Annotated in this window: 15 protein-coding genes, 1 tRNA gene and 1 other RNA gene; 4 read left to right on the forward strand and 13 right to left on the reverse strand. The window is 66.6% G+C overall.

Features of this window, described 5'->3' with window-relative positions:
* The first annotated feature begins 1 nt into the window (after window position 1).
* The gene (locus tag IPK69_08155; GenBank protein ID QQS07982.1) at window positions 2–1,030 is read left to right on the forward strand and encodes an ABC transporter substrate-binding protein; all 1,029 of its coding nucleotides are present in this window, start codon (window positions 2–4) and stop codon (window positions 1,028–1,030) included.
* A gap of 3 nt (window positions 1,031–1,033) precedes the next feature.
* On the opposite strand, the gene IPK69_08160 is transcribed toward IPK69_08155, so the two are convergent.
* From IPK69_08160 to IPK69_08175, 4 genes are all read right to left on the reverse strand, one after another.
* Window positions 1,034–3,304 (reverse strand): hypothetical protein, encoded by a 2,271-nt coding sequence (locus tag IPK69_08160; protein QQS07983.1) that lies wholly within the window; start codon window positions 3,302–3,304, stop codon window positions 1,034–1,036.
* A gap of 175 nt (window positions 3,305–3,479) precedes the next feature.
* A complete protein-coding gene (locus tag IPK69_08165; GenBank protein ID QQS07984.1) occupies window positions 3,480–5,654 on the reverse strand; it encodes a hypothetical protein in 2,175 nt (724 codons plus the stop codon).
* 40 nt (window positions 5,655–5,694) lie between these two features.
* A complete protein-coding gene (locus IPK69_08170; GenBank protein QQS07985.1) occupies window positions 5,695–7,755 on the reverse strand; it encodes an HlyD family efflux transporter periplasmic adaptor subunit in 2,061 nt (686 codons plus the stop codon).
* Window positions 7,756–7,812: 57 nt separating this feature from the next.
* Window positions 7,813–8,712 carry an efflux RND transporter periplasmic adaptor subunit gene (locus IPK69_08175; protein ID QQS07986.1) on the reverse strand — a complete coding sequence of 300 codons (900 nt, stop codon included), beginning with the start codon at window positions 8,710–8,712 and terminating at the stop codon, window positions 7,813–7,815.
* A gap of 276 nt (window positions 8,713–8,988) precedes the next feature.
* On the opposite strand from IPK69_08175, the gene IPK69_08180 reads away from it, so the two are divergent.
* Window positions 8,989–10,155, forward strand: a complete 1,167-nt coding sequence (locus IPK69_08180) for a DegT/DnrJ/EryC1/StrS family aminotransferase (GenBank protein ID QQS07987.1) — start codon at window positions 8,989–8,991, stop codon at window positions 10,153–10,155.
* A 108-nt stretch (window positions 10,156–10,263) separates the two neighbouring features.
* On the opposite strand, the gene IPK69_08185 is transcribed toward IPK69_08180, so the two are convergent.
* The gene (locus tag IPK69_08185; protein QQS07988.1) at window positions 10,264–10,404 is read right to left on the reverse strand and encodes a hypothetical protein; all 141 of its coding nucleotides are present in this window, start codon (window positions 10,402–10,404) and stop codon (window positions 10,264–10,266) included.
* A gap of 177 nt (window positions 10,405–10,581) precedes the next feature.
* Window positions 10,582–10,680: signal recognition particle sRNA small type (ffs, locus tag IPK69_08190), an RNA gene on the reverse strand.
* A 75-nt stretch (window positions 10,681–10,755) separates the two neighbouring features.
* Here ffs and IPK69_08195 point away from each other — a divergent pair.
* Window positions 10,756–12,150 carry a PIN/TRAM domain-containing protein gene (locus tag IPK69_08195; GenBank protein QQS07989.1) on the forward strand — a complete coding sequence of 465 codons (1,395 nt, stop codon included), beginning with the start codon at window positions 10,756–10,758 and terminating at the stop codon, window positions 12,148–12,150.
* Window positions 12,151–12,228: 78 nt separating this feature from the next.
* On the opposite strand, the gene IPK69_08200 is transcribed toward IPK69_08195, so the two are convergent.
* The 6 genes from IPK69_08200 to IPK69_08225 all read right to left on the reverse strand — a co-directional run bounded on the left by IPK69_08200 (window position 12,229) and on the right by IPK69_08225 (window position 17,770).
* A complete protein-coding gene (locus IPK69_08200) occupies window positions 12,229–12,474 on the reverse strand; it encodes a hypothetical protein (GenBank protein QQS07990.1) in 246 nt (81 codons plus the stop codon).
* A 241-nt stretch (window positions 12,475–12,715) separates the two neighbouring features.
* Complete coding sequence (plsY, locus tag IPK69_08205) at window positions 12,716–13,420, reverse strand: glycerol-3-phosphate 1-O-acyltransferase PlsY (protein QQS07991.1); 705 nt, start codon at window positions 13,418–13,420, stop codon at window positions 12,716–12,718.
* Window positions 13,417–15,090 (reverse strand): DUF3459 domain-containing protein, encoded by a 1,674-nt coding sequence (locus tag IPK69_08210; GenBank protein QQS07992.1) that lies wholly within the window; start codon window positions 15,088–15,090, stop codon window positions 13,417–13,419. The genes plsY and IPK69_08210 overlap by 4 nt, the downstream gene beginning before the upstream one ends.
* 45 nt (window positions 15,091–15,135) lie before the next feature.
* The gene (tmk, locus tag IPK69_08215) at window positions 15,136–15,795 is read right to left on the reverse strand and encodes a dTMP kinase (GenBank protein ID QQS07993.1); all 660 of its coding nucleotides are present in this window, start codon (window positions 15,793–15,795) and stop codon (window positions 15,136–15,138) included.
* 47 nt (window positions 15,796–15,842) lie between these two features.
* Window positions 15,843–16,895, reverse strand: coding sequence for a hypothetical protein (locus tag IPK69_08220; GenBank protein ID QQS07994.1), 1,053 nt, complete (start codon window positions 16,893–16,895; stop codon window positions 15,843–15,845).
* Between the two features lie 20 nt (window positions 16,896–16,915).
* A complete protein-coding gene (locus tag IPK69_08225; protein QQS07995.1) occupies window positions 16,916–17,770 on the reverse strand; it encodes a DoxX family membrane protein in 855 nt (284 codons plus the stop codon).
* A 147-nt stretch (window positions 17,771–17,917) separates the two neighbouring features.
* On the opposite strand from IPK69_08225, the gene IPK69_08230 reads away from it, so the two are divergent.
* Window positions 17,918–18,001 (forward strand) — tRNA-Leu (locus tag IPK69_08230).
* A 47-nt stretch (window positions 18,002–18,048) separates the two neighbouring features.
* On the opposite strand, the gene IPK69_08235 is transcribed toward IPK69_08230, so the two are convergent.
* Window positions 18,049–19,533 carry a hypothetical protein gene (locus IPK69_08235; GenBank protein ID QQS07996.1) on the reverse strand — a complete coding sequence of 495 codons (1,485 nt, stop codon included), beginning with the start codon at window positions 19,531–19,533 and terminating at the stop codon, window positions 18,049–18,051.
* Window positions 19,534–19,684 lie beyond the last annotated feature (151 nt).

Below are 19,684 nucleotides of genomic sequence, written 5' to 3' on the forward strand. Positions count from 1 at the left end.
CGTGATCGACGACCCGCGACCAGTGCTGACGCTTGCGCACTCGCCCGACCCGGACGACGTGTTCATGTGGTGGCCGATCACCGGGAAGATCGCCCCGGACGGAAGACCTCTCGCGCCGCCGGCGATCGAGACGGGGCGGTTCCGGTATCGGTCGATCCCCGAGGACATCCAGGTGCTCAACCGGCGGGCGCGTGACGTGGGTGACTTTGACATCACGGCCATCTCGTTCGCGGCGTATCCGGGCGTGCGCGAGCGATACGCGATCACGGCATGCGGGGCGTCGTTTGGCGAGGGATTCGGGCCGAAGGTCGTGGTGAGAGATGATTCTCGCGTGCGTGAGATGGGCGATCTTGTTGGACGTGAGGGCGTGGTTCGCCTCGCGATCCCAGGGAAGCAGACCACGGCGTGCATGGTGCTCTCGATGGTGCTCGCGGAGGCGGGGGACAATGACACAGGCGAGACGCCTGTGCCACGGGTCGGGAGGGCGCGCTCTGTTTCACTCGTCGAGATGGCGTTCGAGAAGGTGATCCCCGCGGTGGCGTCGGGCGAGGTGGACGCGGGGGTGGTGATCCATGAGGGGCAGGTGATCTTCGAGCAGGCGGGGCTGCGGCGGGTGGTTGATCTTGGGGAGTGGTGGAAGCGGCGGCTTGGATTGCCATTGCCGCTTGGGGCGAACGTGATTCGTCGCGATCTCGATGCGCGGTTCGGCGCCGGGACGTGCGGTGAGGTTGAGCGGATGCTATCGGCGTCGATCGAGTATGCGTTGTCGCACCGGCGCGAGGGGTTGGAGCACACCGTGCCGTATGCGCTTCGGAACGCAACGCGGTCTGGGGAGCGGTCTGGGGGGGTGGGTGAGCCGCCGAGTCTGGAGCGGATCGATGCGTACGTGGCGATGTATGTGAATCGTTGGACGCGGGGGATGGGTGTGGAAGGGGCGGAGGCTGTGCGACGTCTGTTGCGCGCGGGGGCGGAGGCGGGGCTTGTCGAGGCGTGCGAGGTGGACGTGGTGGGGCTTGACTCGCGAGCGTGAGTTTCAGCCCACGCCGGGGAGGTGGCGGTCGATCCAGTCGTCCTGGCGGAGGACGGCCCCGCGGTTGCGCCGATCGCGTGATTCCCAGCGGATCTGGGCGTATCGGAAGAGGCGCGCGAGCACGGGGGAGAGGGGGATCTCGCCCGCGGCCTGTGGCGCGGAGACCTTTGGGCTCAGCGTGAGCGTGTCGGTGGATGAGGTTGAGGGGTGTGGTTGTGTTCGTTGCAGGCGGATGACGCCGGCGATCCAGGGGGCGTACTTGAGGACGAGTTCGTCCTCGAGGGAGACGAAGATCTGGCTGCTGCCGGGGTCGCCTTGGCGGCCGGCGCGTCCGATGAACTGGCGGTCGATGCGTTTGGCGCCGTGCATTTCGGTGAGGATGACGTGGAGCCCGCCGTGGTCGCGGGCGTCGTCGTCGAGTTTAATGTCTGTGCCTCGGCCGGCCATGTTTGTGGCGACGGTGATGCTCGCGACGCCGGCGCGGCGAGCGGTGCCGATCGCTTCGTGGAGGTGCCCGAGTCGGTCGCGTTGGGCGCGTTCCTGGGCGGCGGTGCCCGGCGCGAACTCGGAACCGGCCGCCTCAATGACGCGCTCGTCGATCACTCGGCCCGCGTCGGTCTCCTGCGGCGGGAGATGTCTGGGCAGGTCGCAGGTCATGTCGAGGTTGCCGCGACCGGCGAGTTCGATGACACCGGCTTCTTCCTTGTCGTGCTTGGCGTTCAGGACCTGGTGGGGGAGGCCACGCTCGGTGAGGAGTCGCGAGAGGAGTTCCGAGGCGGCGATGGAGCGCGTGCCGACGAGGATGGGGCGGCCTTCGGCGTGGATCTCCTCGATGCTGCGGGCGATGGCGGACCACTTATCGCGCTGCGTGCGGAAGACGCGTGTGGGATAGGCGACGCGCGCGATCGGGCGGTTGGTGGGGATGACGGTGACGGGGCGGGCGTAGACGCGTTCCATCTCTGGGATGGCGTCGGCGGCGGTGCCTGTCATGCCACAGAGCGTGGGGTACGAGCGGAAGAATCGCTGGAAACTGAGGCGGGCGAGGGTCTCGCGGTCGGCGGTGATCTCCAGGCCTTCTTTGGCCTCGACGGATTGGTGCAGCCCATGCTCCCAGGAGCGGTCGGGGAGGAATCGCCCGGTGTACTCGTCGACGATGACGACCTTGCCCTCGACGATCTGGTATTGCTGCCCGTGGAGGTAGCAGTGTCTCGCAACAAGGGCCTGGCGGACGAGTTCCTCGGCTCGGCGCGTGGCGCGGAAGACGCCCGCGGCGGGGCCTGATGCGGCGGCCTCGTCGAACATGGCCTTGAGGCGATGGCGGCCACGGCGCTTGAGGTCGGCGCGGCGGGCGACGTGGTCGATCTCGAAGTCGGGACCGAGGTCGAGTTTCTGGGCGAGCGAGGCGGCGATGGTGTAGGCGTGGGCCATGTCGTCCTCGCGGCGCGAGCGGGCGATGATGAGGGGGACGACGCCCTCGTCGATGAGGACGGCGTCGGCCTCGTCCACAAGCGCGGCGCGGAGGCCCGGGACCATCGGGGCCATGCCGCGGGCGCGATCGGGCCCGGCCGAGGACATGATGTGCCAGCCTTGCCACGCGGTGGAGACGGGCCCCAAGCGGATCTGGTCGCGGAGCCAGTCGGCGACGATCTGCTTGGGCGTCGCGTAGACGATCGATCGCATGTAGATGTCGGCGCGCTCGACGGGCTCCATGGGCCCGGTGATGGCGCCGACGCTCGCGAGGCAGCGGCGATAGATGGGCCCGCGCGACTGGGCGTCGCGCTGCGCGAGGTAGTCGTTCACAGTGAGGATGTGGAGCGAGCGGTGTCGCCAGGCGAGGACGGGGGCGACGAGCGAGCCGGTGAGCGTCTTGCCCTCGCCGGTGAGCATCTCGCAGATGTGCCCGTGGTAGAGGGCGAGGGCGGCCATGAGTTGGACCTTGAAGGCCTCTTCGCCGGTGGCGCGCCGCGCGACCTCGCGGACGAGGGCGAGGGCGCGCCGCACGGTCTCGTCGGTCTGGCGCCGGCGGACGAAGACCTCGCGGGTCTGCGCGATCTCGTGATCGAGGGCGTTCTCGGAGTGGTTGCGGATGGAGGCGGCGAGGGCGATGATGGCGTCGGCCTCGCGTCCGAGCCAGGCCTTGCGGACGCGACCGCGCTTGACCTTCACCGCGGCGAGTTGGGCGAATGAGTCGAGGCCCTTGGGGACGGTGGTCCGCCGCCGCCGCGAGGCGAGCGAGTCGAAGAGCAGTTCGTAGCGGGTGAGGGCCTGGGTCATGGGGATACAGAACGCGGAGGACGCGGAGGAGATGCAGAGGAAGACGGAGGAGGAAGTGGGGTTGGGTCCATGGATTCGTGTCAATTCAGAATGTCACGGCGATTTACGATGTCTGGAACACAGTTCTTCTCATTGATTTCCTCTGTTCACCCTCTGTGGCCTCTGCGTTCTGCCCTTACACCTTCGCCCGGCCTTGCATCATCTTTTCGAGTCGATCGAGCCACTGGAAGAGGACGGGCTTGCTCTCGAGCGTGAAGCGGAAGCGGAGGCGTTCGCCGGGATAGAGCGTGGGGGTCGAGACGAGGCTGGTCGGGCGGAAATCGGCGGTGAAGACGGGGCGTTTCGTGCGCCGGCCGGAGCGGTCGGCGGCGTCGATCTCGATGGTGCCGCCGCCGGCGTAGCCGAGTGATTCGTGGGGGAGATCGCGCAGGCCGAACTGATAGACGCGCTCGGCGCGGACGGGGATGACGCTCGCGGCGTCGGCGAGGCGTCGGACCTCGGTGGTGTAGTCCTCGGGCTTGAGTTCGTTGACCCAGAGCGCTTCTTCCTGCGTGAGAGTCGCGGTGAGGCGGATATGGGTGTGGTCGCTGTCGACGAGCTCGCAGAGGGGTTGGCCGGCATCGACCATGGCGCCGGCCTTGAGCGAGGGATCGCTGCCGACGATGGAGCCCGCGTGCGGCGCTCGGACGATGAGGCGCGAGGCGCGTTCCTCGAGCACCTTGATGACCTGATGGCTGACGGCGACGTCCTTGTCGGCGATCTGGGCGGCGGCGGGGTTGTGGGCGACGGCATAGAGACGCCGGGCCTCGTTCTCCTTGAGGGACGCCCGGGCCTCGGCGAGTTGCGAGGTGAGCAGTGGGCTGGAGAGCGTGACGATCGGCTCATCCTTCTCGACGCGCTCGCCGGGGCGTTTGTGGACGGTCTCGACGAGGCCGGCGACGCCGAAGAAGACGGCGGTGCGCGCGTCGCTGGTGACGACGCCATCGGCCCGGCGATGGTCGGGCATGGGGATCAGCCCGATGAGCCCGAACCCAACGACGACCATGATCGCGCTCGCGACGATGGCTCGACCTCGTTTGTCGGCGAGCGTTGGGCTGATCGCGAGCCAGTGGAGGAACTGGCCGACGGGCAGGAGGAACCACATCGCGGCGGTCCACGCGGCGAGGATCACGCCGATCGCGAAGAGTTTGCCCATCACATAGAGCGTGATGGAGACGAAGAGGAAGACGCGGTAGAAGAGGGCGGCGACGCCGAAGAGATTGAGCGCGATGGCCTCGGCCCTATCGGAGGTCGGCGGCGTGGCGTTGCGGACGCGATAGACGTGGACCTGGAAGTGGTGCTTGAGCATCGCCATGGAGCGCTGCATGAGGTTGGGGATGCCCAGGAGGTCGCTGAGCATGTAGTAGCCATCGAACTTCATGAGCGGGTTGGCGTTGAAGAGGACGGTGGAGACGCCCGCGGTGAGCATGGCGTTGAAGGCGAGTTGGTGGAGGAGGAGACCCGGCGCGGTGTTGCTCCAGACATGGGCGGCGAGGGCGGCGGCGGCGAGTTCGAAGATCATGCCGCCGGCGCCGACGGCGATGCGCTTCCAGCGGCTCTCGAAGGCCCACGCGGAGGACGCGTCGACGAAGGGCGCGGGGACGAGCACGAGCATCATGGCTCCGAACTCGGGGACGTGCCCGCCGAAGCGCTTGCAGATGAGCCCGTGGCCCAACTCGTGAAAGAGTTTGAGGGCGACGAAGACGACGAGCATCCACGCCCAGTTGGCGGGGGCGATCGCGTCGTGGAAGGAGGTCCGGAGCGACTCCCACTGCGGGACGACGACCGTGACGAGGGCCGCGATGACCCACACCGCCCAGAGCAGTAGACCGATCGGGTTGAGCAGGGGCCTGGCGATCGGCTCGAGCCAGGTGAGGAGGCGATCGGGGTTGAAGAGGCGGACCTTGAAGTACATCAGGCCGATCGCCTGCTGACGGATCTTCTGGCCCAGTCGTTCCTTGCCTCGGCGGAGGAGTTGCTCGGTTTCGGGCGGGACGTCGGCGGAGAGGAGGTTGGCGGTGTACAACTGCGAGAGGAGTTGGATCGCCTCGTTCTGGGTCGGGGCGTGGTCGGCGTGCTTGGTGAGGACGATGTCCCAGACGGCCTCGACGGTGCGCTTGCCATCGAGCAGGCCGACGAATTCGTGGGAGACGGGGCTCAGGCGATAGAAGGCGTTGGAGGCGGGATCGTGGACGACGTGCCAGCGGCCGCCGCGGTAGTGCTGGCGGGTGATCTGGACGTGCGGGCGCAGGCGCGGGCGGAGCGTGCGGACGCGGTGCCAGAAGGGGGAGAATGTGGGACGATCGTTCATGGGTTGTGGAGCGCCTCGCGGCGCTCGAGTGGTCGCCGGCTCACCACCAGAGCCAGAGGCGGAGTTGATCGATGATTCGTCGCCCCGCGATGCCGATGAGGGACTTTCGCGGGCCGTCGAGGCGCGCCTGGCCCTCGACGCCGGGGAGGAAGCCGTCGAGCGACTGATTGGGCCCTGGGCGCAATGCGGCCCGGATCTCGAATGCGTTGGTGCCCTCGTCGGCGCGGGCCATGGGGACGATTCGCTCAACGACGATGGGGATGGTGCGCTTGGGATCGCTCTTGGGCGCGATCTCGCCGACGGTGGGGGGAACCGTGGGATCCTTGCTGTCGTGGATCATGGAGATGTCGCGGTCCTCGACCTGGATGACGGCGATCATCTCGGAGAGGTCGGCGATCTGGAAGAGGGGCGTGCCGGCCTCGACGAGTGATTTCAGCCGGTCGTCGATCTCCGGGGAGACGATCGTGCCCGAGATCGGCGCGACGAGGCGAGATTGATCGATCTGGGTGTGGAGGAGTTCGATGCGAGCGTCGAGTTGCTCGACCTTGGCCTGGGATTGCTGCGCCCCGGAGAGGTCGTTCTTCTTGGTCGCCTCGTCGGCTTCCTTGAGGTATTGGAAGCGGGAACTCTCGGCCTCGCTGAGCATGAGGCGCAGACGCGTCGTGTCGAGTTCGGCAAGAAGGTCGCCCTCGTTCACATTCACGTTGGGCCCGATCCCCGGCGCGAGTTCCCAGAGGATCCCCTCGAACGGGACGGTGACGGTGCGCAGGTCGCGCGGTCGGAGTTCCATCGGCGCGCCGATGCGGTAGGTGGTGTGGACGAAGGTGACGACGAGGGAGGTCACGAGTGCGAGCACGCCGACGATTTTCCAGACGGTGTGCGTCGGCCCGACCAGCCATGCCGCGGCCTTGCGGGCGGCGGCGGCGGTGCGCAGCGCGAGGTTGCGGTCGTCGCTGTGGCGCACGACGAGGACCGGGGCGAGCAGGTCGAGGGCGGCCTGGAGGAGTTCGGCGGTCTCGACGTTGATCGTCGCCTGGCCGCTCTGGGGCGCGGGGCTGGACTCGATCGTGAGGACGCCGACGATCTCTTCGCCGTCTTTGTCGGTGGTTCGGAGCGGAAACGAGCCGACGCGGAGGCGTGCGTCGCCCGAGGCGAGATCGCGGTGGGCGTGGACGACGGCCCGCGACAGGATCGCGTCGGCGTTCTCGTCGCCGGTTTCCGGCGGCGGAGGGAAGAGGACGGGCTGGGCCTGGTCGAGGCACTCTTCCATCGCCGCCTCGAGTTTCTGGATCATCGCCATGCGGCGGTCGAGATGCTCGGTGTCGGAGAGTGCGGCGAGTTTCACGACGCGGCGGGCGCTCCCCCCGGTCTTCCCGATCGCCCAGCCGAGCGCTACGCGATCAACGGCGAGTTGGCGGCAGAGTTCGTTGACCAGTTGCATGCACGCGGCCTTGAACCCCTCGACGGAGTTCATGGAGGCGATGAGTCGGGTCGCCATTTCCAACGACGCCGAGGAGGAACGCACGCGCCGGAGCGTCTGCTGCGTGGTGTGGGTGTAGATATACCCGGTCAGGATCTCGACGAGGGCAACGGTTGTTTGGAGCGCCTGGCGCGAGCGATGATCGAGGAGGAGCGAGACGACGCCCTTGAGCGGGGCGATCGAGGCCTCGTTGGGCATGCCGCCAAACACGGGGACGGCGAGCATGTATCCCTTCGATCCCGTGACGTCATAGATCTCGTCGTTCTGGTCGAGGCTGTAGACGCGTGCCTGGCGCTGGCTCGCGGCGCTCTGGGCGGCGGCCTTGGCCTCGGCGAGGTGGTCCACGCTCGACTGGTCCGGCGCGGTGGCGACGGCCGAGCCGGGTGCGGCGCCCTCGACGGCCGGCGCCGGCCAGAGCATGTCGAGGACGGGCTCCTGGGGGGCGCTCTCGTCCTCGCGTTGTCCGGTGATGGTCCAGAGGGCGCCTTGTCGCGCCCCGGCGATCTGGCTGAGGATGGAGACGAGGCGGAGGAGGTACGCGCGATCGTCCGCCGCCGGGGCCGAGAGTTCGGCGACGGCACGCTGCCAACCGGGGGCTTTGAGGCTGGAAAGGTCGATCACGGCGTGTGCGTATCCAATCGGGCGTCGGGGCGACGCATGTGTGTCTATCGGTCGGGCCTACCGGGACGAGGCCAATCCGAGGCGGTCGAGCAAAGCCTGGTCGGGCTCGGTGAAGCGGACCCACGCGGGCTCGCCGGCGACGACGCGGTCCTCGCCGGTCGCGTTGGTGAACTCGACTCGAACGCGACGTGTGCGGCTGCTGGCGTCGGCAACGGGGCTGACCTCGGCGATGTGACCACGAACGACGCGGTACCTTCCCGCGACCTCGAGCATGATCCATGCCGCGTCATGCTCCTTGAGCGCGAGCGTCACGGGGTCCTGCATCGGCGCGGGGACGTCGATCCACAGGAGGTCCACGTTGACGACGCGAACGACCTTGTCGCTCTCGGAGACGGACTGGCCCACGTCCACGGCGATGGTGTCCACGTGCCCATCGAAGGGCGCGGTCAACTCGTAGCGGTCCATGCGCGCCTTCTGGCGGTCATAGCCCAGTTGCTCCTGCTGACGCTCCCAGTTGGCGGTTTCGAGGTCGATGCGGGCGTTCTCGCGTGAGAGGCGCACGCGGTCGAGTTCCTGCTGCGTGGCGGCGCCACGATTGAAGTTGTCCTGGACGCGTTTGAACTCGATGTCGGCCAGATCGAGGGCGACCTTGGCCTTGTCCGTGGGGAGCGTCGAGTCGGCGCGGGCTTTTTGCAGGCGGAGGAGCGCGGCGTCCTCGGAGCCGTTGCCACGAACCAGCGGCTCGCCCTTCTTCACCGCCTGTCCACCCTTGACAATGACCTCGGTCACCTGTGTTGTGATGGAGAAGCCGATGGTGGCGTCGCGGCTGGGCTTGGTGAAGGCGCGGATCCCCGCGAAGGTGCGGGCGGCGGTATCTGCAGTGATCGCCGACGAGGGTTGAGCGCTGTGTGGCGAGGCCCCCGCGAGAAATGCGGCTCCAACCGACAACGCTGCCATGGCCCACAGGATTCGGGAACGGGTTCTGTTCGCGCAAGTCATGGTGCCACTATACGAAGGGGCACGGCGCGTCTGTTCCAAGGCCGGCGACAGAGTCGGTGTTGAATCCGAGCCGGTCGTGTTGTGTTGGCGGTGCACAGGAACAATTCCCAAACAATTTGAGAAGGAGACGACTCGCCGCAGGCTTGTGTTCCTAGTGTTCCTCCCGCGCCTCGCGTGTGCATTGGAGGCCGGGGTGTCGCTAGGCGTCCATAGCCATTTCTGGGAGGGTTTTCGTTGTCCACCTCGACCGCATCGGACCGTCTGGCGATCGCCGGCGGGACCCCCGTTTCCAGCAAGTCGATTCCGTTCCTTTCCACCGCGCTCACTTCGGGCGATATCGCCGCGGCGACGGCGGTTTTGCAGTCCGGCATGCTCCGGGCGGCAAAGAAGTGCGAGGAGTTCGAGCAGAAGTGGAGCGCGATCACCCACGCGAAGCACGCGATGACGTGCGCCAATGGGACGTGTGCTCTGCAACTCGCGTATGAGCCGCTCTTTGAGCGGGGCGATGAGGTGCTCGTCCCGGCCTGGTCGTACATCGCCACGGTCTCGATGGTCGTGGCGCGCGGCGGCGTTCCCGTCTTTGTCGACGCCAACCCCGACACCTTCCAGATCGATGTGAATGATGCGGCGAAGAAGGTGACGGGCAAGACCCGGGCGATCGCCGCCACGCATCTGTATGGATGCCCGGTGGACATCGACGCGGTGCAGGCGCTCGCGTCGAAGCATTCGCTCAAGGTCATCTACGACGCCGCCCAGTCGCACCTGGCGACGTACAAGGGCAAGGGGATCGGGGCGTTCGGAGATGCCGTGACGTACTCGCTCTATGCGACCAAGAACCTCGCGACGGGTGAGGGCGGGCTGATCACCTGCAACGACGACGCGCTGGCGAGGAAGATCAAACTCCTCCGCTCACATGGCGAGACCGACAAGTACCTCCATGAGAGCGTCGGGTACAACTATCGCATGAACGACATCACCGGCGCGATTGGCGTTTCACGCCTGGAGCGGCTCGCGGACCAGACGAATGCCCGGCGTCGCGTCGCGGCGAAGTACGACACGATCGTCCGTGAGATCGCCGGGCTGACGCCCCCGACGACGACGCCGAACGCCGAGCCTGTGTATCACCTGTACACGGTGAAGATGGACACGAAGAAGTTCCGCTGCACGCGTGATGAGTTCTGTAAGGCGCTGGGCGCCGAGGGCGTGCCGACGGCGACGCACTACCCCAGGCCGCTCCCCGAGCAGCCTGCATTGTCGAAGTGGAACAAGCGTGACTGCCCCGTCTCGGACAGGCTCGCGACGAAGGTCTTCAGCCTACCCATGCACCACGATCTGAGCGACGATCAGATCGGCTTGGTGGGCGAGGCGCTCGCGAAGGTGGCCAACGCGTACCGGGCGTGAGTGACATCACGTAAGGAAGTCGGAACGAGTGACGCGACACGGTGGTGCCACGCACGCACTTCTCCTCTGCCGTCTTCCGCGCACCCTCTGTGTCCTTTGCGTTCGCATTCACGCCATCAGACTGATCGCCCAGAGCACCCCGATAAGGACGAATGCGCCGAGCAGGACATACGCCCAGATGGGAAGCCCACCCTTGCGGGGCTTTGGGTCTTGGGGCATGGTCGCGCGATGGCTCTGTCGTTTGGTCATGACGTGGACAGTCTACCGCGCCGCGACCTTCGTGCAAGCATGGCGTGCCGCGGGGTTCGCGTGCAACCACGTCCGACAACGCGCGGGGTGGCGCCGATTGGAACATTGTCGTGGTGGTGGGCGTGCAGAGCCAGATGGAGGTTCGTGCGCCCGTGAGAATGGATGCTCCTCCCGGTCGACGGCCAGGACACCGACGGCACCGGATGACGGCCGCTTATGGCTGCTGCGGTCAAGCCCTGACCAGGTTCACGGGCCACCCGTGCATCGGGCCCGGCCGTCGACCAGAAGGAGCAACTCACGGTAGGCTTGGCGGACCCGCCCTCCAAGCCCATCCGTACAGTCTCCCATCACATGGGCGGCCAATCGGAAAAAACCAAGGACCAGGCGAGCCAGGGCGATCTCCCGACCAACGCCTCACCCTTTGACGTCGATCGGCGCCAACGCGATGTCCTCATCCGCGTCGTCCGGGCGACGTTCTTCGTCCTGTTCCTGACCGTCACGCTGCTGTACATCCTGAGCGAGGGGCCGGGCTCGGCGGCGACGACGCTCAACTGGTGGGTGACGCTGCTGGTCGCCTCCGGGGCCGCCGCCGTGGTCGTCGTCATCGATGTGCTGACGCCCCGCAAAAAGATCTCGACGCTCTTCTCGATCGCGTTGGGCCTGCTCGGCGCGATGCTCGCCTCGCTCGCGATCGGGTTCATCATCGATCTGGTTATCGAGAGTTGGATCGCCGACGACACGGCCATCAACGCCATCAAGCCGCTGGTCAATCTTGTGAAGGTGCTCCTGGGTGTGAGCCTGTGCTACCTCAGCGTGGTGACGGTCCTGCAGACCCAGGACGACTTCCGCCTGGTGATTCCGTATGTCGAGTTCGCCAAGCAGATTCGCGGGCCGAGGCCGTTGGTGCTCGACACGTCGGCGTTGATCGACGCGCGGATCGCCGACATCGCCTCGACGAGTTTCTTGCAGGCGCCGATGATCGTGCCGAGGGTGGTGATCTCGGAACTCCAGACGCTCGCCGATAGCGCCGACTCGCTCAAGAGGGCCAAGGGGCGTCGCGGGCTGGATGTCATCTCCCGCCTCCAAAGGCTCTCCACCGCGTCGCTCTCGGTGGACGACACGGTGTTTCCCAACACCTCGACCGACCAGGCGATTGTGGAACTCTCGCGATCCATCTCCGGGATGATCGTGACGACGGATCTCGCGCTCGCCCGGGTCGCGGCGATCCAGGGCGTGCTGGTGCTGAACCTCAACGACCTCGGGAACGCGCTCAAGCCCAACGCGCTGCCGGGTGAGGAACTGGTCGTGAAGTTGCTCCGCACGGGCGAGCAGGCGGGGCAGGCCGTGGGCTTCCTGCCCGATGGCACGATGATCGTCGCGGAGAACGCGCGCGAGGCGATCGGGCAGACGGTGCCCCTCGAGGTGGTCTCGTCGCTCCAGACCTCGGCCGGCCGACTCATCTTCGCGCGGCTCCGGGGTGGCGACTCGTCGCCGACCATCTCCGATCCATCGTCGGGTGATGAGTCAGAAGCATTCACGCGTGATGTCGATGTTGCCGAGGGCTTCGTCGATCATGGGGCGAGCGTCGGCGAAGTTTCGTCGGACATCGAGGTTGAAGGGTCGGGCGATGACCACATCGAACCTCACGATGGGAGCACGCCGGATACGAGATCGGCCCGCTCGCCGCACCCCCCGAAGCCGCCGCGGTCGCTGCGCGCCGGCACGCCTCGAAACCCTCGCCGATAGTGGCCCAATCCAAAACGCAACCGGCCGAGCCTCCAGAGGAAGCCCGGCCGGGGGGGGTTCAGGTTGCGTGCGTCGCGATCAGGCGGCACGCGGGCCGTCGTCGCGATCGAAGTCGTCGCCCAGAAGGTTTCGCAGGCCGGCGAGTTGCCGATCCATGCGGTCCAGGGTGGACTCGGCCTGGCGGATGATCTCATCCGTGGAGGCGAAGTCGCCCTCGCCGGTCAGGCCCTTGGGAGCCCAACGTCCGATCCGGCTGACGCTCTCCGCCGGGAACGGAATCGCGTCGTTGGTCTCGTCGTTGGTGAGGCGCAGTTTGCTACTCATGATTCCATCAACCTCCCTCTCCGCATACAGGCGGAACGAGAAGGGCATCGGCGGAATCAGGGACCGAGTTTCGTTCGAGAGAACCATGGGATGCTCCACGCATTTCCCGGACCGGTGCGATTCGCGCAGATCCTGCGCCTTCACACCAACGTCCGAGATCATGCCGGTGCATCGGCGATCGCCACCCTCGCACTGTGGTTTGGGGGTCGATTCTGGAGTGTCGATTTTGAGTCCGATAACTTCAGGTTGAGGGAGATGTGGCCTTTGCGGGCGGTTTCTGCCCGACCTTCGGCTCAGTCCCGGTTCGCAAGCGCCGGATGTTGGCCCGGTGCGTCCACACGATGAGCACGGCGAGCAGCACCGCGACACCCACGAACGGGGCAGCCTGGGGATTGGATGTCGCGGATGTGGCGAGTCCCAGGGCGGGCGCGGCCCACATCAGATGGATGGCCACGAGCAGGGGGAGGATGCAGGTCGCCGTCATCGCGGCGAGGCTGACGTACCGGAAAGTCTTCAGCATGATGAGGAAGACGAGGAGCGCCCCCACGCCGGGGATGGTCAGCGCGGGATAGATCGCGACGATCGCCCCGACGCCGGTTGCGACGCCCTTGCCGCCTTTGAACTTCAGCCAGGGCGAGAAGACATGTCCCAAGACCGGCGCGACCATGCAGGCGAGCCAGGGGAGCGACTCGCGGGGTTCGAGGGGGAGGCGACCGGCGGAGTGGGTCGCCAGGCCGGCGACCAGCGTCGGCGCGAAGCCCTTGAGGAAATCAAGGAAGAAGCAGAGGAAGAAGTATGGCCTACCGAGCGCGCGGCCAACATTGGTCGCGCCGATGTTCCCGCTTCCGACGCTTCTGATGTCCACGCCTTTGGCGCGAGAGATGAGCAGGCCGAAGGGAATCGACCCAGAGAGGAAGGCGATCGGGATGAGCAGGAGCCAGATCAAGGCGTGGGCTTGAGGAGATAGACGCGGCGTGGTTCGAGGACGGAGATCGGCACGATGGCCTTCGCGGTCGTGAGTGACTGGCCGGTGTGAGGCGTTGAGGTGAGCACATCGATCGACGAGGCGAACCTCGACAGGCGCGCGTCGGGGTCCTTCAGCACGGCGTCGCGGATCGGTTCGTCACCCAGATTCACGACGACGAGCCGTGACTCGCCTTCGAGTGTCCGCTCAAAGGCGAGGATCCGCGGATCGGTGACGGAGACAAGGCGTGTGTCTCCCCGGCGCAGCGTCGCGTCGGATAATCGCACGCGGATGAGTTTCTTGTACCAGTTGAGGAGCGACGCGGGATCGCTTGCTTGTGTCGCGATGTTGCGCGTGGCGTAGTCGGGCTGGGGTGCTTGCCAGAGTTTCGCGATCGTGAATCCGAGGTTCTCCGCGCCGGTCCAGGGCATGGGCGTTCGGAGACGCTCGTCGGGCTTCTCGCCCGAGAGGCCAATCTCTTCGCCGTAGTAGAGAAACGGCATTCCCGGGCCCAGCAGCATGATCGCGGCGGCGAGCCGGGCGCCTGTTTCGTCGCCCTTGAGCACGCTCATGACACGGTTCATGTCGTGATTGGTCAGGAAGTTTGAGAACTGGTTGCGCGGGTAACTGCGGAGGACGCCCTCGAGCGCGCTGCGGAGTTTCGTCGCGTCGCGCGACACGATCGAGTGCAGGGTGGCGTCGGCGAGTTCAAACTCAAAGACCAGGTCGAGTTCGTCGGGGATGTACTTGGACGCCTCGGCCGTGGGCGACCAGACCTCGCCGATGGTCAGGGAGTCGGCGCGGAGGGATTTGCAGAACGCGTTGTATTCCTTGAGCCAGGCGTGGGTCTCGGGGGTGTTCTCCTGGATCTGGCCGTCTTCGATGAGGTGGCGGATCGCGTCGAGGCGGACGCCATCGACGTCGTAGTTGTGGAGCCAGTACCGCGTGATGTCCTCCATCTCCTTGGTGACGTCGGCGTTTCGATAGTTGAGATCGGGCATGCCCTTCCAGAACATGCCGTAGTAGAACCCCTTGTCGGTGTGGTGCCAGACGGGCTGGTGCCACAGGCCCTTCCAGCCCGGGTCCTCGAACGACCAGATGAACCAGTCGCGTTTGGGTGAGCCTGGATCGCGTGACTCCTTGAACCAGGGGTGCTCCCACGAGCAGTGATTGACGACGTGGTCGATGACGACGCGGATCCCGCGCGTGTGGCACTTCTGCACGAGTTCCCTGAAGTCGTCGTTGGTGCCATACTCGCGGTCGATGGTGCGATAGTCGGTGATGTCGTAGCCGTGGTACGAGGGGGACTCCATGATGGGCATGAGCCAGATGAGATTGATGCCCAGGTCGGTGTCGGTGCTCGGGTCGTTGTCGTTGAGGTAGTCGAGGGAGTCGATGAGCCCGCGGAGGTCGCCGACGCCGTCGTTGGCGAGCGGGCCGGAGGAGGAGTCCTTGAAAGACCGGACGAAGATCTCGTAGCCGATGGCGTCGTTCCACCAGTGGGACTGGGGAGCCTCGGGTATCGACGCCTTTCGAGTGGTCGCGGGCGCGTCGATTGAGGCGGGAGATTGGGCGACCACCCGCGCGCAGGACCCGGCCAGGGACGCGACGAGAGCACCAATTGCGAGAATCGTGCGGGGGCGGGCGCGCATGGAGCCTCCTCTCGAGTTCGAGAGTGTAGCGACGCGTACTTTGGTCTACGCCTCGAAGCGTTCGCCCAGGGCGTCCAGGAGAGACTGCCACACCTCGTCGGCGGATCGGCGGGCGTCGATCACCAGGTGCCTGTCCGGAGCCTGCCGCGCCTGCTCAAGATATCCCTCGCGGACCTTGCGGTGGAACTCTCGGCCGCGCGATTCGATGCGGTCGAGGCCCTTGGTTTCTCGGGTCGAGGAGACGTCGGCGAGCAGGGGCGAGATCCGCCGGGCGGCCGTTTCTTCGTCGACGTCGAAGATGATGACCAGGTCGGGATAGGCCCCCTGGATCGCGACGTCGGCGACGGCCTTGATCTCCGGGATGGGGATCCCGCCGGCCGAGCCTTGGTACGCGAGCGTGGAGGAGACGAAGCGGTCGGCCATGACGACCTCGCCGCGTTTGAGGGCGGGCCTGATGCGCTGCTCGACGAGTTGGCTGCGCGAGGCCATGTAGAGCAGCATCTCGCAGCGCAGGGTCATCTCGTCCTTGGTGTGGAGGAGGATCTGGCGGATGGATTCGCCGATGGGTGTCCCGCCGGGCTCACGGACCTCGCAGACGGTGAGCCCGCGCTGCTGGAGCAGCGAGATGAGGCGGCGATACTGCGTCGTCTTGCCCGAGCCGTCGGGTCCCTCGAAGGCGATGAACCGTCCCGCAAGGCGTCGCATCCATGGAGCGGAGGGGAGCGTCACGCGACGAGGGTAGGGCGTGCGGCCTACTTCGGCCTGCGATTCACGACGCGATACGAGCCTTCGCCGTCGCCATGCTGTTCGGCGATCGCCTGGAGGAGGCCCGTCGGGTCGTCGTCGACGAACTGGATCGCCTTGATGACGACGGGCCGTTGGCGGGTGGCGAAGTTCCTGGGGTTGAGCGAGTCGAGTTCGCCCAGGGTCTGCTCGTTGCCGGCGCCCCAGTTCGCGTCGCTCCCGGAGCGCTTGATGCTCTGGGTGAGGATAAGGACGAGGTCGGGCTTGACGCGCAGGGCCTCGCGAAGGCCCGGCAATGGATCGCTGCGTCCGACGAGTTGCACGCGGTTCAGCCACGATGCGAGCGAAGCCATCGTGTCGCGCGTCGGGGCGACGAGGCCATGGGTGGGGAAGACGGCGACGGGTTGGTCCGGGCCATGCGAGACGACGACCTGGAAGGATTGGTCCTCGCCGAGTTGGCGTACGGACTTCTTGAGTTCATCGACGGCAAAGGCGAGCGAGTTGGCCATCGAGCCCGAGGCGTCGAGGACATACACCACCTTGCTCGCGGGTGTGGCGTCGCCATCGGCGTAGGACACCGAGGGACGCGGCGGCACGGGCGACGGCGATTCGATGGTCGGCGTCGTGGGCGCGGGTGCTGTAGCGGGTGCAGAATGAACGGGAGTTTCGGACGTCGGCCGCGCGGGAGGGAGAGCCACGGGCGCGGGAGGGTCGAGTCGAAGCGCTTCCGGCGTGGGAGTCGGCTCCATCACCGGTTCGGCAACCGGTGCCACAGTTGGTGTCGTGGCGATTTCGGGCTCAATGGCCGGGGGCGGGTCGACGATCGGCTCATTCACGCTCGGCGGCGCCGGCACGAGCGTGAGGATCGACTCCGGCTCGGGCGTCAGGCCGGCGCTCGAGAGGCCGATCCGATCCGGACGACGCGAGAACGAGGCGATGACGACCAGCAGCGCGACGACCGAGAGATGGGCCACGATCGAGGCGACAACGGCCGTCGTGAGCGACTGGCGGTCGCGCTGCTCGGGTGTTCGGGGCCTCAGGATGCCGGTCGCGAATGGCATCGGACAATCGTAGGGATCGCCTACTCCTCCTCGTCTTCGTCGTCCTCATCATCATGCTGCGGGGCGCGACGGGCGCTTCGTGGATGGTGGGCCTCGTCGACGGCGGGCGCGAAAAGGGCCCGATCGATCGACGCCTTTCCGGCGCCCATAAAGAGCAGCGCGAGCGCGATCGAGAAGAGCGAGAACTGCCAGAAGAGCGTGGCGAATGCGGCCTGTCCGTTGGCAATATCCCACGCGCCGTGGTTGGGGAGGAATCCCAGGGCCGCGTCGCCGCTCATCATCGCGGGCCCGATCTGGGTGAGCCACATTGCCGTGCCCATGACGCACGCGAGCGCGAATCCGCTGAGGCGTGTCAGCAGGCCGACGAGGACGAGCGCCCCGCCGATCGTCTCGGTGAGGGCCGCGGCCCAGGCGCCGTACACCGGCCAGCGCCCTTCCGAAAGGAACCGGGGCCAGAGGCGCGTCACGAGCGGCGTGGATGTTCCCGCGCCGGCCGTCGGCTCCACGACAGGCGCGTCTGGCGTTTCGTCGTGTGCGGGCGTTGGCACCGTGGTCGAAGGTTCGGGCGCGGTCTCGGCGCCGGCCTCGGGTGTGGGCGTGTGTGATTCGGCGCTTTGTGCCAGCAGCAGCGTGATGCCATGCACGCGCCGGACCTGACGTTCACCCGGGAACTCCGCCGCCGTGGGCTCCGGGCCTTGGGGCGTCTCGGTGACGGGGCGCTCGATCACGCCGAGCTGTGCGAGCATGGCGGCCTGCTCACCCTGGACCGGCATCGTGGGGATGATCTTCCCCAGCCCCGCCCAGAGCATGGTGATCCCCAGGCAGAGCCTCAGGAGGAGCGGCGAGAGCGTGAGCGGCTTGGCGTGGGTGGTCATGGGTCATTCCATTGCGGCGTGCGAGAAGAGAGCATCGAAGAACATGGGAGATTCGCTGGAGATTCTTGGTTCGATCGATCGACTCGTTTGGAAGACGTGCGGCGGCGTTTCGTGGGCATCGTGGTCACCCTCTACGATTCATCCGACGCGGGCGTGGCGGAACTGGCAGACGCGCGGGATTTAGGTTCCCGTGGCCGAAAGGCCGTGCAGGTTCGATTCCTGTCGCCCGCATTCCGGCCCGAGTATCGCGATCCCAGAGCCTCTCAGCACAAGGCCCCTCAACACCCGACCTGGAATCGCGCGAGGTAGTACAACAAATCATCGATGGTCACGGCTCCATCGGTGGTGCCCGTCCCTGTCCCGTTGTCCACGTCGGCCCACAAGAGCCCCTGCGAGAAGATCGTGATGTAGTAGAGCAGATCGTCGATGGTGACAGCCCCATCCGGAGTGCCCGAGCCGCTGCCGTCGTCCATGTCCGCGACACAGACGACCGTCGTCGTGCACGGCGACGCGAGGCGCAGCACCGCGTCGAACTCCTCGAGCGTCGCCAGGTCACGAAGGTGCGCGAGCACGTGGATGAGCCCATCGTCGGCGAGATCAATCGCCGGCCCGATGAGCGAGGCCGCGGCGATGGAGACGACCTGATGCTCGGGCACGCCATCGCCCGTCGTGTCGAGCGTGTCGCCATTCTCGAGGACGAGCGTCGCGCTGGGCAGATTGTCGATCGGTCCGGCGAAGAGCGCGTGCGTGTTGTTCGTGTGCGTCCAGACGAAGGCCGCGCATCCGGCGTTGGAGAGGCTCACGGCCTGGACGGCGGCCGGATCGAGCAGCGTCACGCCATCGACCGTGTCTCCCTCGCGGATGACGACCTCGCCGTTGCACACAAGGACGCCCTCGAACGGAGCCGCGAAGGTGTTCGCGCCGACGAGCGTGTCGCCCAGGTCGTTGATCGCGACGCAGCGGAATCCCTGATAGATATCGTCAAACCCCGGGCTGGGCACGACGAGAGAGCCTTCCTGCAGAAGGATCGACCCATCGACGACGATGCACGAATCGGTCAGCGTCGAGCCGGTGTCCAGTTCGACATGCACGGCTAGGTGCTGCCCGTTGTCGGAGAACTGATACGGGAACGAGATCACGGGCGACGAGAACCGCACGGGCAGGCCCGCGAGCAGATCGCCCGTCGAGAAGACCGGCGTGATCGTGTAGGAAGTGTCAGTGAGCGTCCCGCGATAGAGCGTTTGGGCGGAGGTTGAGCCGGTTGGGGCCGCACCGGTTCCCGCGACGAAGGAGAAGCCGGAGTCGCCGAACATCTGCGGGCGGCTGGCAAAGCGGATGTATCGCGTGTCGAGCCCGGGTGCCGGGTCGGTGTCGCTGAGGATGTAGCCACGGCTCGACCACAACCCGTCGCGGGCGACGCCTGAAGCAGCGTTGATGATGGCGGGGCTGTAGACAAACCTCCCGAGCGCGCCCACGCCCATGGTGTTCTCGATCGTGTTGTTCAAGGAGTAGGGCGCCGGGGCGTCGGCGCTCGTGAAGACGACGCCCGTGTCATACCACACGGCGTGTCCGCCCGAGGCGAGTCGAAGGATGAAGCCCACTCGTCCCGAAGGATCGGTGAAGGGCGAGGAGAGTGTGGCGATGGTGCCGACGCCCGGTATTGTGTCGCCGGTGCGCGCGACGATCGACGCCGATCGAATCGGTGCGGCGGCCCACACCGGACACGCCACGAACAAGCAGGTAATGGCCCCAAGTCTCCTCATTGAAGCGTTAGGCTAACGCGTTGGGCTGCAAACAACAAGAGTTCTCCGGGCGTTGGCTCACAGGATCAAGCCAGAGCACGCCAATGTCCGATGGACTCTGTTTCATCGAGGTCCGATAGCCCCACGCTGGCGAGAATCCGAACGCGGCGGT

The sequence above is a fragment of the Phycisphaerales bacterium genome, from assembly GCA_016699835.1.
Classification (GTDB): Bacteria; Planctomycetota; Phycisphaerae; order Phycisphaerales; family UBA1924.